Origin of the sequence: Streptomyces sp. NPDC020489, from assembly GCF_044386545.1 — a bacterium.
GTDB lineage: Bacteria > Actinomycetota > Actinomycetes > Streptomycetales > Streptomycetaceae > Streptomyces.
Map to the genome: position 1 here is coordinate 258,499 of NZ_JBIRUZ010000005.1, position 16,033 is coordinate 274,531.

Here is a 16,033-nt window from a genome sequence, read left to right on the forward strand (position 1 = left end):
TGTGTCGGGTGTGGTGTGATCAGTGCGGGCGATGCCCTGTCACCAGGCGTCGCCGGCGCCGCGCCGGAGCACGAGCGCCGAGTTCGACCCCATGAGTCCTCTGCTGAGGACCAGCGCCGTGCGCAGTTCGGTGGCACGGGCGCGGGAGGTCACGAGGTCGAGGTCGTGGCAGGTGTCGAAGACGTTGGGGGTGGGCGGGATCAGACCGTGCTCGAGTGTGAGCACCGCGGCGGCGACGTCCAGGACGGGCGCCGCCGAGTAGCTCCGGCCGGTGCCGGTCTTCGGTGCGGTGACGGGGACACGTCGGCCGTGCGCGCCCAGGGCGTCCACGATCGCCAGCGCCTCGGCCCGGTCCGCCTCCGGTACGCCGAGGGCGTCGGCGAAGACCACGTCGATCTCCTCGGGCGCGCAGCCGGCTTCGTCCAGGGCGCCCAGGACGGCTTGGGCCAGCCCCTGGCGGGACTGCTCCCAGCGGGAGGCGCCCGTGAACGTGGCCGCGTGGCCGGCCAGGGTGGCGCGCACGGGGGCGCCCCGTCGGCGGGCGGAGTCCTCGCTCTCCACGACGAGCATGGCGCCGCCCTCGGCGGGCACGAATCCGCAGGCCGCGGAGGTGAAGGGGCGGTAGGCGCGCTCGGGTTCGTCGACCGTGCTCAGCTCCTCGTAGCCGAGCTGGCAGACCATCGAGTACGGGGCCAGCGGCGCCTCGGTCGCGCCGGCGACGATCACGTCGGTGCCGCGTTGCACGGCCCGTGCCGCCTGCGCCAGAGCGTCGAGGCCACCGGCCTCGTCGGCAGCGACCACCCCGCAGGGGCCCTTGAAGCCGCGGCGGATCGAGATCTGACCGGTGCTCGCGGCGTAGAACCAGGCGATGGACTGGTACGGCCCGACGAAGCGGCTGCCCTTGTCCCACAGCCGCTGGAGTTCCCGTTGCCCGAACTCGCCGCCGCCCGAGCCCGCCGCGGTCACCACGCCCACGGAGTACGGCGCGGCGTCGGTGGTGCTCCGGGCGAGGCCGGCGTCGTCGAGCGCCTGGTCGGCCGCGGCCATCGCGAAGTGGGTGAACCGGTCGGTCTGGACGAGGTAGCGCTCCTCGACCACCGACGGCGGGTCGAAGTCCCGGACCTCGCCGGCCACCCGCAGCGGCAGGTGCCCGCAGCCCTCGCGGGTGATCCGGTCCAGGACGCTGATGCCTTCCTTGGTCGCCTTCCAGAAGGTCTCGGTGCTGGTCCCGTTGGGCGCGACCAGCCCGATCCCGGTGACGGCCGCGCGCCGGGGATGTCCGCTCATCGTGTCTTCTCCCTCGGCAGAGTCATGACCACCGCGGACTGGAAGCCACCGAATCCGCTGCCCACGGACAGCACGCTGTTCAGCCTGCGCTCGCGGGCGGTGCGCGGGACGTAGTCCAGATCGCACTCGGGGTCGGGCGTCTCGTAGTTCGCGGTGGGTGGGACGACCTGGTGCTTGAGGGACAGCGCGCACGCGACGAGCTCGATCGCCCCGATGGCTCCGAGGGAGTGGCCCACCATGGACTTGATGGAGCTCATGGGTGTGTCGTAGGCGTGCGCGCCCAGGGCCCGTTTGACCGCGGCCGTCTCGTGCCGGTCGTTCTGGAGGGTGCCCGAGCCGTGCGCGTTGACGTAGTCGATCGCCGTACCGTCCAATCGGGCCTGGTCCAGGGCGTGTTCGATGGCGCGGGCCATCTCCAGGCCCTCGCCGGTCAGACCGGTCATGTGGTAGGCGTTGCCGAACGTGGCGTAGCCGCCGATCTCGCAGTACACGTGTGCGCCGCGGGCCCGCGCGTGTTCCAGTTCCTCCAGGACGAGGACCGCGCCGCCCTCCCCCATGACGAAGCCGTTGCGGTCCGCGTCGAAGGGGCGCGAGGCGTGGGCGGGGTCGTCGTTGTTCGGGGAGGTCGCCTTGATCGCGTCGAAGCAGGCCATGGTGATCGGTGAGATCGGGGAGTCCGACGCGCCGGTTATGCAGATGTCGGCCCGGCCCTCCTCGATCGTGTGGAAGGCGTATCCGACCGCGTCCAGGCCCGAGGTGCAGCCGGTGGAGACCGTCTGTACCGGGCCGCGGGCCTCGAACCGCTCCGCCACCGTCGAGGCGAGGGTGCTCGGCGAGAACGCCCGGTGCAGATGCGGTTCGGCCTGCCGGTGGTCCACGTCCCAGCGGCTGCCGCGCTCGCTGACCAGCACGTAGTCGTGCTCCAGCCGGGTGGTCCCGCCGACCGCGGTGCCCAGGGAGACCGCCACACGCCACGGGTTCTCCGCGGCGAGGTCGAGGCCGGAGTCCCGTACCGCCTCCTCCCCGGCCGCCAGGGCGAATTGGATGTAGCGGTCGCACCGTGCGATCTGTTCCGCGTCCAGCCCGTGGGCCGCCGGGTCGAAGTCGCACTCGGCGGCGATCCGCGAGCGCAGCCCGGCGGGGTCGAAGAAGGTGATGCCCCGGGTCGCCGTGCGCCCGTGGGACAGCAGGTCCCAGAACGCCGGTGTTCCGATGCCGCCGGGGGCGACGATGCCCATGCCAGTGACGGCCACGCGCCTGGTCATGAACGGACCTGAGGCAGCCCGGCCACCCGACCCACGCCCGAGTGGGTCGCGTCCGCCGCGATCGGCACTCCGTCCGCGTCCTCGGTGTCGACGTGGCCGAGCGGCGGGCTCGGGGCGAGCGGGCCGAGGTGGAAGACCATGCGGGCCTGCACCTTGCCGACGTTGCGGAAGCGGTGGCGCATGTGAGCGGGGATCAGGAGCCCCTGCTCGGGTTGCAGCGCGTGGGGCTCACCGTCCAGGTCCACCTCCAGCTGCCCGCAGAGGACGTAGATGAACTCCTCGGAGTACGGGTGGTAGTGCTCGGCAATGCGGTCGCCGGGCTGCACGATGGCCACGCCCATGAAACCGCTGGTGGAGCCGACGGTGGCGGGGGTGAGCAGGGCGCGCAGGTCACCGCCGCGCCGGGTGTTGGGCTCGACATCGCTCAGATCAACGATCCCAGGACGTTTGTTCACGACGTTCCTCCGAACATGTGTGACGTCGGCATGACACGGGGCCTTCACGGCCCGGATGCCGGCGGGGCGGATCAGGCGTCGGGCGCCCGGCGATCGGTGACGAGGGCCATGCGGGGGACCGTGAGGTGGCCGACGGGGAGGCCGTCCACCAACGTCGGGCCGTCCCCTGCGAGGGCTTCCACGTCCAGGAGTTCCATGAGCTCGGTCGCCTGGCCGGGGTCCGGGAGACCGGGCAAGGCAACGTTGTCGAGGCCGCCGCGCACCTCCATGAGCCGCACCACGACCTCGTCGCGCTGGAAGATCGTGCTGCGCAACAGCGGCGTCCGCGGATCGTCCAGCGCTGCCACGTCCTGACGGGCGAGCAGCTCGGCCAGGCGCATACCGCACCCCGCACGGGCCGGGTAGTAGAGCGCCTGCCGCACGGCGTCCGCGCTGTCCTGGCCCGACGTCACATGGTGGACGGCGGGCAGCGCCGCGCGGGTGAAGAACAGGCGGGCGGCCTCGGGGTCGTCGAGGTCCCTGTCCTGCTCCAGATAGGGGTTGATGGCTTCCTCGACGGCGCGTACCTCGGGCTGCTTGGCGACATGGCGCAGCGCGGCGAGCAGGTCGCCCCGCACCTCGATGGCCCGGACCACCCGGTTGCCGTGCATGAACAGAGAGGTGCGGCAGAGCTGGGTGGTGTCGTCGACCCGCGACTCCGGCGAGGCGTACCCGGCCAGGATCTCGGCCACGGCCTTCTCGCTGCCCGGCTTGACCGTGAAGGTGAGCGCGTGCCGGACCAGCCCGTCCCCCATCCGGGGCGACGCCTGGAGCCGACGGGTGCCCGGTTCGCTGCCCGCCGCCGGGCCGCCGGTCTCGCGGACGATGTGGAAGCGGAGGGAGCGGGTGTCCCGGACGCAGCTGTGCAACGGCTGCACCATCCGTACGTGGTCCTCGCTGTTCACCCAGGTGAGGAAGGGAGGGGCGCTCTCCCACTCGCTCGTGATGAGCCACTGCGAGGGGTTTTCGATGGACTGGCACAGCTGGTCGCTGACATGTCCGGGGACGGACGCGACCTGGTTGCACAGCTGCTCGTACGCCTCCAGGAACTGCTGCTGGGCGCCGTCGTAGACGTCCACGAGCAGGACGACCCGCAGCCGGGAACCGTCGAAGACGGACTGAGCGACGCCTTGCGACGCCTCTCGCATGAGAGATTCCGAAACACGATCGGACGTGGTGGTCATCCTGCGCACATCTCCTTGGCCGGGAAAAAACCGGATGGATCTCGATCACGTCGATACGCCACCGACGTGCCTCGAGCCCCTCGATCCCCTCGATCCTCAGCCCGCTCCCGCGAGCGCGCGACTCGTATGCGACCGCGTGGATGATCTTCGGGCTGCAACGACGAGGCCTGCTCAGGCCAGGTGGGCGAAGACCACCAGGTTGTCGGTGTAGTCCCTGACCGTGTGGTCGTAGTCACCCGCACAGGTGATGAGCCGGACCTGCGCCTGGGCCGTGTCGGCGTAGACACGTCGGCTGGGGAAGTTGTCCTTGTCGAAGGTCTCCGCGCTGTCGACCACGAAGGACGCGGTACGCCCGTCGGCTCGTCTGACCTCGAACGCATCCCCCTTCTCCAGCTCTCCAAGGTCCGCGAAGACGGCCGCCGAGGTCGCCGTGTCGACGTGCCCGGCGATGATCGACGTGCCCGCCTCCCCCGGGGAGGCTCCCCCGGCATACCAACCGACGAGATTGGTGTCGTCGGCCGGGGGCGGTTGGAGCTGTCCGTTGCGACCGATGGAGAGGTCCGTGAAGGGCGCGTCGACGGAGATCTTCGGAATGACCAGGCGCACGGGTCTCGCTCGCGGCAGTCGCTTCCCCGCGCTGTGTCCGGCCGGCGGCGCCGCGGCGGCGGTGTGCGGGGCCTGTGACGCGCGGGAGGCGTCGGGCGGGGTGTCGTTGCCTGCGAACAGGCCCATGACCAGTGCCAGGGCCGCTACCGCAGCCACCACCAGCACTTTGGTGCGGGGCTGGTTGTCCGCGGGGGAAGAGGGACGGTCTGCCATCGGACGCAACCTCATCGGGGCACGGCGGAAGTTCGGACGAGAAACGGGCACGGGGCCGACCGGGCCGCCACGCGACACGTGCGCGTGGCGGCCCGCTCGGCTATCGCACCCGGCATGGGTCAGGCCACGCTTTCAGCGGTCTTCTTACGGCGCGCCGCGTACAGGCCCGTACCGACGACCGCCAGGACGGCCAGTCCGCCCGTGGTCACGGCCGGGGAGGCCAGCGCGCCGCCTCCGGTGTGCATGCCGCCGCTGGGCTTCTCCCCGCGGCCGCTCCACCCGTCGCCGTCGTGCTTCCCGCTCCAGTCCTCCTCCTGCCTCCCGCTGCCGGAGTCCTCCTTGTCCTTGTCCTTGTACGTCTCCGGGTCGAACCTGGAGTCCTTCGTGGGGTCCGAACCGTCCTCGTTCACCGCGGTCAGGGCGCCACCACCGGTGTGCATGCCACCGCGCGGCGACTCGTGTCCGCTGTCCTTGTCGTGCTCCTTGCTGTGCGAGGCGTCGGTGTGGTCCTCCCAGTCGTTCCCGGCCGCATAGGCGCCGGGTGCGCCGAGAACGAGGACGGTCGAAGCCGCCGCGGTGGCAAGAAGCATGCGAGCAGAGTGCATCTGACATTCCCTCCGCCGAGGAGCGGGCAGCTGCCAGTTCGTCAGCTGAGGTGGCCTGCCCTCGACGTGATCCACCGTCAGCGCGCCGTCGGCCGCCCACCACTCGGGACGATCACTCGGGTGAACACGCCCGGATCCCGAGGGAAGCGGAATCGCGACGGCACGACAGGGCCGGCCGGCCCCGCTCATGGGGGCGGCCGGCCCTGTCGTGCGAGGTCAGACCGCTGCCAGCAGGGTCCTCAGGGCATGGCGCAGTGCCGACTCGGCGTCAGGTTCCGGCGCTGCGGCCCGCCAGGCCACGAATCCGTCGGGCCGGACGAGTACGGCGCCCCCGGGCGGCGTCCCGTGCGCGGCCGACCAGTCCGTCTCGCCCTCGGGCGTCAGCTCGGCATCGGGAGCGCTGCCCACCCGGTACGAGGTCAGGGGGACGGGCATCGACTCGGCGAGGCGGATGGCCGCCTCGTGCCAGCCACTTGGGTGATCGGCGTCGCTGAGCAGGACGAACGACCGTTCGTAGAGATCCAGCGTGGAGATCCGCTCGCCTCGGTGACGTACCGCCAAGTGGGGTGCCCTGCTGCCGGGTTCCCCGGACAGTTCGAAGCGTTCCGGTACGACCGGAGCCTCGGGGTCGGTTCCGATGACGGCGCCTTGCCGGTAGCGGTAGCCCAGGACCGCGCCGAGGATGCCGCGCTGCGGCCCACCGCCACCGCCCATGCCGGGCGGCGGGGCGAAACCGGGGTGGCTGTGCTCAACGGACCGTTCGGCGGCACGGGCACTGGTCGCCTCCGCCACCGGGCGCCGCTCGGCGTCGTAGGTGTCCAGCAGCCCCTCCCCCGCCCATCCGCCGAGGACCGCTGCGAGTTTCCACGCGAGGTTGTGCGCGTCCTGGATGCCGGTGTTGGATCCGAAGGCCCCGGTGGGGGACATCTCGTGGGCCGAGTCGCCCGCCAGGAAGACCCGCCCGGACCGGTAGCTGCGGGCGACCCGCTGGGCGGCATGCCAGGGAGCCTTGCCGGTGACCTGCACGTCGAGGTCGGCCACCCCGACCGCACGCCGGATGTGCTCGACGCACCGCTCGTCGGTGAACTCCTCCAGGGTTTCGCCGTGTTCGGGATGCCAGGGGGCGTGGAAGACCCAGTTCTCACGGTTGTCCACGGGCAGCAGCGCCCCGTCGGCCGCCGGGTCCGTCAGGTAGCAGACGATGAAGCGGCGGTCGCCCACGACATCGGCCAGGCGGCGGGACCTGAAGGTGATGCTCACGTTGCTGAACAGGTCGCCGGGGCCGCTCTGGGCGATGCCGAGCTGCTCGCGCACGGGACTGCGGGGGCCGTCCGCGGCGACGAGGTAGTCCGCGCGGATGGTGGTGTGCTCGCCGGTCTCCCGGCTCTTGACCACCGCGGTGACGCCGGAGGGGTCACTGTCGAACGACAGCAGCTCGGTGCCGTAGCGCAGATCGCCGCCGAGCCGCTCGGCGTGTTCGAAAAGCACCGGCTCCAGGTCGTTCTGGCTGCACAGACACCATGAGCTGGGGCTGAAGCGGGCCAGTGCGCCGCCCGCGTCGATCTCCTTGAACAGCCACTCCCCCGCGTCACCCACCAGGGTGGGCGTCTGGAGGATCCCGTGGTTGTCGTCCAGGGTGGCGGCGGCCTCCCGGATCGCCGGCTCGACTCCGGCCGTGCGGAACAGCTCCATCGTACGAACGTTGTTCCCGCGCCCACGAGGGTGGATGGAGGTGCCGGTGTGGCGCTCCACCAGGGTGTGCCGTACGCCCAACCGGCTCAGGAACAGCGAGGTCGACAGGCCGACGAGAGAACCGCCGACGATGAGGACAGGGACGTGATGGGTCGTGTGGTCGGTGTGGTGGTCTCTTGGGTCCATGGCCCGCCTCCAGCTGGTTGTGCCCGTCGACTCGACCGGCTTCGGCCGCGAACCTCATGCATGCCCCTCGGCACAAGCACGGGCCCAAGCTTCACCCGCTCAACGCGCCGGGTTCCCCGAGACAGCGGACACGTCCACGCTTCATGTCCGACCGACGGCAACCGGAGCACGTCGCCGGAGGACTCGCTGGAACGTGAACCATCAGCGCGCCCCCTCCCGCGGTCCACGCTTCCGAGGGCTGCTCATCCCGTAGGACCGTGCGAGGTCGTGTGCGGGGGTGGTGCCGGTGCCGTCGAACCGGTCACGGGCGGACGATCCCCCTGGTAGGAAGGTTCCTGTGGGAGATCATTTCGCTGCGGCGATGCGCCGGTTGCGGTTGCGTGCGGGGCTGACCCAGGAGGCACTGGCGGAGCGCTCGGGTGTCTCGGTCAGCACGATCCGTGGCATGGAGACCGGCAGACGCCGCAATCCCCAGCTCGCGTCGGTGCGTCAACTGGCCGCGGCCCTCGAACTGCGGTCGGCGGAACTGGACGAACTGCTGGCCGCGGCGGCGGGCACGGCAGAGTCCTCGACCGTCCCCGTGCCACGCCAACTGCCCGCCCCGCCCGCGCCGTTCGTGGGCCGCCTGGAGGAACTGGCCCTGCTGGACACCGCGATGCGGGCCGGTTCGGGCACGGCGGCCACCGTGGTCGTCTCCGCGATCGCCGGTGCCGGCGGAGCGGGCAAGTCGTGGCTGGCGTTGCACTGGGCGCACCGCAACGCCGACCGCTACCCCGATGGGCAGCTCTTCGTCGACTTACGTGGCTTCAGCCCCGACAGCGATCCGATGGACCCGGCCGTGGCGGTACGCGGGTTCCTCGACGCGCTGGGTGTCGAGCCGGACCGCGTCCCCGTCGCCCCGCACGCGCAGGCGGCGTTGTTCCGCAGCCTGGTGGCGGACAAGCGGATGCTGCTGGTGCTCGACAACGCTGTCGACACCGCCCAGGTCACCCCGTTGCTGCCGGGCAGCGGCAGCTGCGCCGTGGCGGTCACCAGCCGCAACCGGCTGTCGGGGCTGATCACCGGGCACGGTGCCCGCTTGCTGTCCGTGGACACGCTGCCCGACACCGAGGCCCGCGCGCTGCTCGTCGCCCGGCTCGGCACGGCTCGTATCGACGCCGAACCAGCGGCCGTGGACGAACTCATCCGGTGGTGCGGCGGGTTCCCGCTGGCGCTGAGCATCATGGCCGGGCGAGCCCACACCCATCCGCACCTGTCCCTGACCGAGCTCGCCGACGAACTGCGCGATGACGTCCTCGACGTACTCGACGACGCCGACCCCGCGGCGAGCCTGCCCGCCGTGCTCTCGTCGTCCCGTCGTGCGCTGACCGACGAGGAGGCCGAGGTGTTCGGGCTGCTGGCGATCGCACCCGGCCCCGATACCGGCCTACAGGCCGCCGCCGGCCTCACCGGCCGCGACCTGAGCTGGACCAGGACCGTCCTGCGCAGGCTGGAACAGGCCTCCCTCATCGGTCGGGACGCAGCCGGCCGCTACCGCATGCACGACCTGATCCGGCGCTACGCCACCACCGCCCACGCCCCGGCCGACGGCATACGGAGCGCGGCGCTACGGAGGGTCCTCGCCCACTACACGCATACCGCGCATGCCGCCGCCCACCTCCTGGACTCCCATCGCGAGCCCATCGAGCTCGACCCGCTGGAGCCCGGCTGCCGGCCTTTGGCGCTGCCCGACATCCCGGCGGCGATGGACTGGTTCGACGCCGAACACCGCAACCTGCTCGCTGCCCAGCGGATCGCCGTCACGCACGCGTGGCACCGGACGGCGTGGCAGCTGGCCTGGACGCTGAACGACTACCACTACCGGCGGGGACACCGTCAGGACCAGCTCGATGTGTGGCGCATCGCGGTCGACTCCGCGGCCCGGTTGCCCGATCCCGGTGTCCAGATCCTCACCCAGCGGCTCCTCGGCCGCGCCCATGTCGTGCTCGGACACCATCAAGAGGCGATCGACGCCCTGAACCAGGCCCTCGCCCTGAGTGAGCAGCAAAACGACCGTGCCCTCCAAGCCCAGGCGCACTACACGCTCGCGTCGATCTGGCCGGACGGCCGTCGGGCGCTGGAACACGCCAGGCGCGCACTGGACCTCTACCGCGGCCTCGACCAGCCGATCGCGGAGGCCAACGCGCTCAACGCCGTGGGCTGGTACACCGCGCTCCTCGGCGAAGCCGACGACACCGCCCGTGAGCACTGCCAGGCCGCCCTCGCCCTGTACCGGCACCACCAGGACGTGAACGGGCAGGCGCAGACCCTGGACAGCCTCGGCTACATCGACCACCACAGCGGCCGCCACCTCGACGCCATCGAGCATTACCGGCAGGCCCTCAGCCTCTACCGCGACCTCGACAACCTCTACGAGGCCGCCGACACGCTCGAGCGGTTGGGCCATCCGCACGCCGCCCTCGGCCGGCACGACGAGGCCCGGGAGGTGTGGCGCGAGGCCCGCGACCTGTACCGCCGGCAGGGCCGTGACCGGGAGGTCGAGGAGGTGCAGGGACAGCTCGACCGGCTTCCGGCGGACCGTCCACGCGTGGACGGTCCGTGAACTGTTCCCCCTGACGGCCCGACAGCAGGATGGTTCACGCAAGCCGAATCCGACCACGAGAGCCTCAGGGCTCCCAAGGGGGAACACGCCACATGCGCATGAACACGAAGGTCGCGGCCACCGTCTCGGCGCTGGCCATGACCACGGGACTGCTGGCCATGTCCGGAGCTACCTCGACCGCCACCGCCGCGGATGGTTGCAGCACCAGCCCGGTGACCGGGACCGCTCGCTCGGCGGTCGGAGCCAGGGGCCAGCTCTTCGAGCTGAGGTACAACGGCTCCGGGAACAACACCTGTGCCTGGGGCCGGGTCACCAACGGCTCCGTCGGCATGCACGTCTGGGTCGACCGCAGCCACGACGGCGGCAGGACCTGGGAGCCGCAGCTGGGCTGGCGCCAGGTCGACTCGGGCACCAGCGTCCACACCGAAGCATGGAGGGACGCCAACGGCTACCTCATGCGGGCCTGCGGCGACTCCGGCTACAACACGGCGATCACCTGCACCGGCTGGTACTAGGGTCCGGCTTCCGGACGGGTCCGGTTGTGCACCGGGCCCGTCCGGAGGCGTGCGTCAGCTGGCCAGGGGTGCTGGCGTCGCGGCTGGGATCGTCCACGTTGCCCCATGAGATCCGCGGCGACGCATCCGGGCCGATCATCGCGACAGCCGAACTCTCGGATCAGACCACGTCGAACTTCGGGCCGACGCTGGTCAGCACGCGCTCCTCGGCCACACAGGTCACCGTGAAGGTCACTGACCGTCTCTGGCTTGCGACCACGATCTGATCGCCCCTGAGCGGTCCCGGATCCGACCCGGAAAAGCCCCTGACAAAGGCACCGCGCGGGTGCCGGGGAACCTACCGTGACGAGGGTGCCCCGGCCGGGTTCGCACGCCTTCCGACGACCACGCGCTCCACGAGGAGGATCCATGCCGTTACACGGCACACCCGTACCGCGGCGCATCGCCGCGCGGCGCACGGCCCTGGCCGTGACAGGCGCGATGGCCGTCGTCGCGGGCCTCGCCGCCGCGCCCGCCGTCCACGCGTCACCATCCGCCACCGGCACCCTGCGGTGGGCGCCGTGTGACGACGGGGCGTACCCGGGAGCCGAGTGCGCCACACTGTCCGTGCCGGTCGACTGGGCCCGTCCGGACGGGCCAAGACTCGACCTGGCTCTGGCCCGCCGCAAGGCCACCGACACCGACGCACGTGTCGGCGCCATGGTGTTCGGCCCCGGCGGACCGGGCGACTCGGGTGTGGAAAGGGTGGTGCGCGGTGTCAGCCGGTTCAGCCCCGAGGTGCGCCGCAAGTTCGACATCGTCAGCTTCGACTCGCGCGGCGTGGGCGGCAGCAACCCGGTGACCTGCTCCAGCGACCTGCTGGCCGGACGGCCGTCACCGCACCTGACGAACCGGGCGGACTTCGACGCCACCGTGGCGTACAACAAACGGCTGCGTGCCGACTGCCGGGCCCGCACCGGCCCGGTCTTCGATCACCTGGACTCCGCCCAGACGGTCCGGGATCTGGACGCCCTCCGTACGGCCCTCGGCGAGCGGCAACTCACCTTCCACGGAAGCTCGTACGGCACCTTGCTCGGCGCGCAGTACGCCGAGACGTACCCGCGTCGCGTGCGCGCGATGGTGCTGGAGAGCGTCATGGACCACAGCGTCCCGACCACCGGTGACTTCCTGCGCTCCACGGCGGCCGCAGCACAGGACTCCTTCCGGGAGTTCGTCAACTGGTGTGACGACACCGCGGGTTGCGCGCTGCACGGCCGGGACGTCGGCGCCGTCTGGCAGGACCTGCTCGCCCGGGCCGGGCGCGGCGAACTCGCAGACCCGTCGAAGCCGAACACCTCGCTGTCCTCTTCGGACCTGGTCAACAGAATCGCGTTCCGGAAGTTCTACCAAGCTGACTACGCGGGCCTGGCGACCGCGATCGCCGCGATGGACGCCAGCACACCGCTACCCGCTGCGGCCACCTCGGTAGCACCACTGCCCGCGGCCACGCCGGTCTTCTGCTCTGACTGGCAACTGCCCGTGCGCGACTACCGCGAGTACGCCTCGCTCGTCACCACGATGAAGCGGACCGCGCCTGACCTGCCCTACCTGCTGCCGCTGCATATGGTGGCGGCGTGCCTGGGTGCGCCGACCGCCAACCCCCAACACCGTCTCGACGCACACGGTGCCCCGCCGATCCTGGTCTCCAACGCACTGCACGACCCCGCCACCGGTTACACCTGGGCGGTCTCGGTGGCCAGGCAACTCGGCCGCAGCGGCAGGCTCCTGACCTACGAGGGCCACGGCCACGGCAGCGTCACCAGCGGCCCGTGCATGCAGAACGCCGTGGACACCTACCTCACCGACCTGACCCTCCCAGCACGTGGCACCCACTGCCCCGCCGTGCCGTCCTGACAACCGCCGCGCCTTGTGACGCGGTCGCGGTGCCTCCAGCAGCGCAGGCGGGGCCCGGACCCCATGGGTCCGGGCCCCGCCTCCCCGTAACGATCAGCCGGGCCAGGTGCCCGTCAGGCCCCGGGTCGCCGAGGCCCCGGCGCGGTCGACGATGGCCTTGACCGCCGCGAAGATCGCACCCTGCAAGGTGGCGGCCAGCACCACTTCGCGCCAGGTGCGCTCCTCGTCCGTGGCGTCCGGGGCGTCCTCGTCATTGCCGAGCATCTTCCACGCCTGCTTGAAGACGGCCCCGGCCACGACGCCGCTGACGGCGCCGATGGCCAGGCCGACCGGCTTGTAGGCAATCTTCGATGCCTTCATCGGTCTACTCCTTGCGGTGCCGTACCAGCCACACCACAGCGGCCGCACCGGCGGCCGCCAGCAACACCTTGCGGTTGTCACGGGCCAGCTGCGCCCACCGAGCGGTCTTCTCCTGAACCGGCTCGGGGGCCTTGTCGTGCCACATCTGACCTGCTTGGGCAGCCTTCGAGCGGGCCTGCTCTGCCGCCTGGGCCGCCTTGTCCTTGACCGGGTCCGGCAGCTTGTCCTGCGCCTGGTGGGCCAGGTCGGCGGCCTTCGTCTTCAGTTCGGTCGCCTTGATCGTGGCCTGTTCACGGACCACGGTGGCCTTCTCCTGGGCACGTGCCTTGACGTCGGTCTTGGCTGCGAGCGCCTCGACGGTTTCGCCGAGTTCGTTGCGGGTCTGCTCGACCTGCTCGCGCAGTTCCTCCGGGCTGGAGGCGGTTCGCTCGTCACGAGGTGGCTGGTTCATCGGCGGGTGCTCTCCTTGATCTCGGCCACGTCGGCCTTCACGCTCTCGATCGTCTGTTCAGGGGTCGGCGGTGCGGCCTTGCTGACCTGCTTCTTTCCGGTGAGGGCCATCACTGCGGCGATCACCCCGAGCAGGGCCGTGACGATCAGTGCCGCAGCCCACACGGGCAGCGGTACGGCCAGCCCCGCGATGGCGGTGGTCACCAGGGCCTGCAGCATCAGGAAGCCGACTACTCCGGCGCCGCCGAACAGTCCGCCGCCTTTGCCGTAGCGCTTGCCCTTCTCCTTCATCTCCGCTTGAGCCAGGCGCATCTCTCCGCGCACCAGCTCTGTCAGCTGCTCCGAGGCCTTCTGCACCAGCTCGCCCACCGACTCCTGGCCGGCAGAGTGCGGGCTGTGGTCGGTCCCGGACGAATACGGCTGCGTGCTCGACACGGCGGTCACCTCCCGTCCATCGTTCCCGGGGCCGGCCGGTCCGGCCCCTGCCGCGTGCGAGTACCCCAAACGGGCAATCCAGCTCAGGAAGGATCGGCGCAGGAATTGTGGAGGAGGGTGGGAGCGCCAGGGAAGCGCGGACCGAGCTCGGGGAGCATTGACCGAGAAAGCTTCTGAGCTGGGAATATACGCGCCAGCACAGGTACCGGCGCCAGCCCACCCTGCCTCGGGGCGGACTGGCGTTCGGGCGGTTTCCGCACTGCCAGGGACAGATCACCGCTGTCAGGGACAGATCACCGCTGTCGGCCGCGCTGGTCGGCGCGGCCTGGGCCGTGGATGGCCGGGCAGCGCCTACCAGCATGGGCCAGTGCCTGGACCATGCTGGTAGGAGGGATCTACTCGGCGCCCCGCGACCGCGTGCTCAGGCAGGCTCCTGCCGGCCCTCAGCGGCTCATGGGAGGGTCCATTTCTGGTTCGGGCCGGTGTGGCAGGTCCACAGATGGACCGGGGTGCCGTCGTTCCACGTACCGCCGGAGGCGTCGAGGCACTTGCCGGACTGCGGATTACGGACCGTGCCGTCGGACTGCGGCGCCCACCGCTGGGCTCCCGTCCCGTTGCACGTCCACAACTGGATCTTCGTCCCGTCCGCACTGCCCCCGCCGGACACGTCCAGGCACTTGCCCAGCGCCCGCAGCGTCGCGTCCGTCCCGACCGTCCAACTCTGGGCGGAGGTACCGTTGCAGGTCCACAACTGGATCTTCGTACCGTCCGCCGTACCGGCGTTGTCCACGTCCAGGCACTTGCCGTTGACGCCCTTCACCGCACCCGTACGGGGACCCGGCGGGGTGTCGTCGTCCGCGTCGATCCTGATGTTGCGGAACGCGACCTCGTCGCCGTCACCATGGTTCTGGATGCCGATGTGACCCTGTTGGAGGCTGCGGGCGGGGTCGGTGTTGGTGAAGTCGTTGATCTTGGAGCCGTTGAGGAAGATCTCCAATCGTTCGCCGGTGACGCGGAGTTCGTACGTGTTCCACTCCCCCGGCGGGTTCAGCGCCGCGTCGCGTGCGGCGAGGTCGGCGGACTTGAACCCGTACACGGCACCCGTGGTCCGGTCGGCCGCGTCGGTGGCGTCGATCTGGATCTCGTACCCGTTGTTCACCGCGGACCAGGGGTCGTCGGAGGCGGGGAAGCCGAGGAAGACGCCGGAGTTGTCGTCGCCCGCGGCTTTCCAGTCGAGCTTGAGCGAGTAGTCGCCGGTGAATTCCTCGGCCGCGTACCAGAGCATGCCGAGACCGCCGTAGGAGGTGAGGCTGCCGTCGGCGAGGGTGAAGCCGCCGGGGCCCGCCTGTCGCCAGCCGGTGGTGGAGGAGCCGTTGAACAGGGAGGTGTAGCCGGTCTCCGGGCGGCAGTCCGCCTTGGTCATGCCCGCGGCCCAGCGAATACCGCCCAGGAGGTGCCGGCGGAAGGCGGGGTCGCTGTACGACTCCTCGGTGTGGCCGCCACCGGTGTAGAAGGCCCGGCCTCCTTGGTACCCCTTGCACCAGGCGATCGGATGGTCGCCGGACATGTTCCCGCCCGTGTAGCTGGACTCGTCGAGGGAGGCGAGCACATGGGCGCTGGTGCGGGGGTTGGTGCGGTAGTTGTACCACTCGTCGGTGCGCTGCCAGGTGGTGCCGAGGTGGGCGGTGGCGTCGTGGGCCCGGTCCTCGACCCGGACGGTGGCGGACTGGATGGCGGGGTGGGAGTGGAACAGGGCGCCGGCCAGGCCCGCGTAGAAGGGCCAGTCGTATTCGGTGTCGGCGGCCGCGTGGATGCCGACGTATCCGCCGCCGCCGTTGATGTACTGCTCGAATGCGGTCTGCTGGGGGGCGCCGAGGACGTCTCCGGTCGTGGAGAGGAAGACGACTGCCTTGTACTGGCCGAGGTTGCCGGTGGTGAAGACCTGGGGGTCCTCGGAGGCGTCCACGGTGAAGTTGTTTGCCGCGCCGAGGGCTTGCAGCGCCGAGATGCCTTCGTCGATGGACGAGTGCCTGAAGCCCGCGGTCCGGGAGAACACGAGGATCTTGTACGCCGGGTCGGCCGCCGGGGCGGTCGCGGCACGGGGGGCCGATGCCGCGTGGCGGATCGTGTCGGCGCTCTGGTCCGTGTGTTCGGGTACGGCGGTGGCTTGCGGGGTCAGACAGAGCAGGAGGCCGGTGAACAGGCCGATGGCCGCCTTGAGTCGCGTACGCATGTCAGGTGGCCTC

14 protein-coding genes are annotated in these 16,033 nt (G+C 70.9%); 3 read left to right on the plus strand and 11 right to left on the minus strand.

The features are described 5' to 3' along the window. Positions 1–39: 39 nt before the first annotated feature. The 7 genes from ACH41F_RS15100 to ACH41F_RS15130 all read right to left on the minus strand — a co-directional run bounded on the left by ACH41F_RS15100 (position 40) and on the right by ACH41F_RS15130 (position 7,532). Positions 40–1,287, minus strand: a complete 1,248-nt coding sequence (locus ACH41F_RS15100; RefSeq protein ID WP_391231077.1) for a beta-ketoacyl synthase N-terminal-like domain-containing protein — start codon at positions 1,285–1,287, stop codon at positions 40–42. Next, complete coding sequence (locus ACH41F_RS15105) at positions 1,284–2,552, minus strand: beta-ketoacyl-ACP synthase II (protein ID WP_391231076.1); 1,269 nt, start codon at positions 2,550–2,552, stop codon at positions 1,284–1,286. The genes ACH41F_RS15100 and ACH41F_RS15105 overlap by 4 nt, the downstream gene beginning before the upstream one ends. Further along, positions 2,549–3,007, minus strand: coding sequence for a cupin domain-containing protein (locus tag ACH41F_RS15110; protein WP_391231075.1), 459 nt, complete (start codon positions 3,005–3,007; stop codon positions 2,549–2,551). The genes ACH41F_RS15105 and ACH41F_RS15110 overlap by 4 nt, the downstream gene beginning before the upstream one ends. A 71-nt stretch (positions 3,008–3,078) precedes the next feature. After that, positions 3,079–4,230, minus strand: a complete 1,152-nt coding sequence (locus tag ACH41F_RS15115) for a SchA/CurD-like domain-containing protein (protein ID WP_398835732.1) — start codon at positions 4,228–4,230, stop codon at positions 3,079–3,081. A 171-nt stretch (positions 4,231–4,401) separates the two neighbouring features. Beyond that, a complete protein-coding gene (locus ACH41F_RS15120; RefSeq protein ID WP_391231073.1) occupies positions 4,402–5,049 on the minus strand; it encodes a class F sortase in 648 nt (215 codons plus the stop codon). Positions 5,050–5,168: 119 nt separating this feature from the next. Then, complete coding sequence (locus tag ACH41F_RS15125) at positions 5,169–5,639, minus strand: hypothetical protein (protein WP_391231072.1); 471 nt, start codon at positions 5,637–5,639, stop codon at positions 5,169–5,171. A gap of 231 nt (positions 5,640–5,870) precedes the next feature. Next, positions 5,871–7,532 (minus strand): FAD-dependent oxidoreductase, encoded by a 1,662-nt coding sequence (locus ACH41F_RS15130; RefSeq protein WP_398835736.1) that lies wholly within the window; start codon positions 7,530–7,532, stop codon positions 5,871–5,873. A 337-nt stretch (positions 7,533–7,869) separates the two neighbouring features. Here ACH41F_RS15130 and ACH41F_RS15135 point away from each other — a divergent pair, with 337 nt between their 5' ends. The 3 genes from ACH41F_RS15135 (at position 7,870) to ACH41F_RS15145 (ending at position 12,542) form a co-directional block, all read left to right on the plus strand. Beyond that, positions 7,870–10,134: an ATP-binding protein gene (locus tag ACH41F_RS15135; RefSeq protein ID WP_398835739.1), complete on the plus strand. Its 2,265-nt coding sequence runs from the start codon at positions 7,870–7,872 to the stop codon at positions 10,132–10,134. Positions 10,135–10,226: 92 nt separating this feature from the next. Continuing rightward, the gene (locus ACH41F_RS15140) at positions 10,227–10,649 is read left to right on the plus strand and encodes a glycosyl hydrolase (RefSeq protein ID WP_391231069.1); all 423 of its coding nucleotides are present in this window, start codon (positions 10,227–10,229) and stop codon (positions 10,647–10,649) included. A gap of 408 nt (positions 10,650–11,057) precedes the next feature. Further along, entirely contained in the window at positions 11,058–12,542 is a 1,485-nt protein-coding gene (locus ACH41F_RS15145) for an alpha/beta hydrolase (RefSeq protein ID WP_398835743.1), read from the plus strand. Positions 12,543–12,635: 93 nt separating this feature from the next. Here the strand turns inward: ACH41F_RS15145 and ACH41F_RS15150 are convergent, their stop codons facing one another. The 4 genes from ACH41F_RS15150 to ACH41F_RS15165 all read right to left on the minus strand — a co-directional run bounded on the left by ACH41F_RS15150 (position 12,636) and on the right by ACH41F_RS15165 (position 16,020). Next, a complete protein-coding gene (locus ACH41F_RS15150; protein ID WP_391231066.1) occupies positions 12,636–12,902 on the minus strand; it encodes a DUF4235 domain-containing protein in 267 nt (88 codons plus the stop codon). Between the two features lie 4 nt (positions 12,903–12,906). Then, positions 12,907–13,353 (minus strand): DUF3618 domain-containing protein, encoded by a 447-nt coding sequence (locus tag ACH41F_RS15155; RefSeq protein ID WP_391231064.1) that lies wholly within the window; start codon positions 13,351–13,353, stop codon positions 12,907–12,909. Then, entirely contained in the window at positions 13,350–13,796 is a 447-nt protein-coding gene (locus ACH41F_RS15160; protein ID WP_391231063.1) for a phage holin family protein, read from the minus strand. The genes ACH41F_RS15155 and ACH41F_RS15160 overlap by 4 nt, the downstream gene beginning before the upstream one ends. A gap of 442 nt (positions 13,797–14,238) precedes the next feature. Continuing rightward, positions 14,239–16,020 (minus strand): ThuA domain-containing protein, encoded by a 1,782-nt coding sequence (locus ACH41F_RS15165; protein ID WP_398835747.1) that lies wholly within the window; start codon positions 16,018–16,020, stop codon positions 14,239–14,241. Positions 16,021–16,033: the final 13 nt, after the last annotated feature.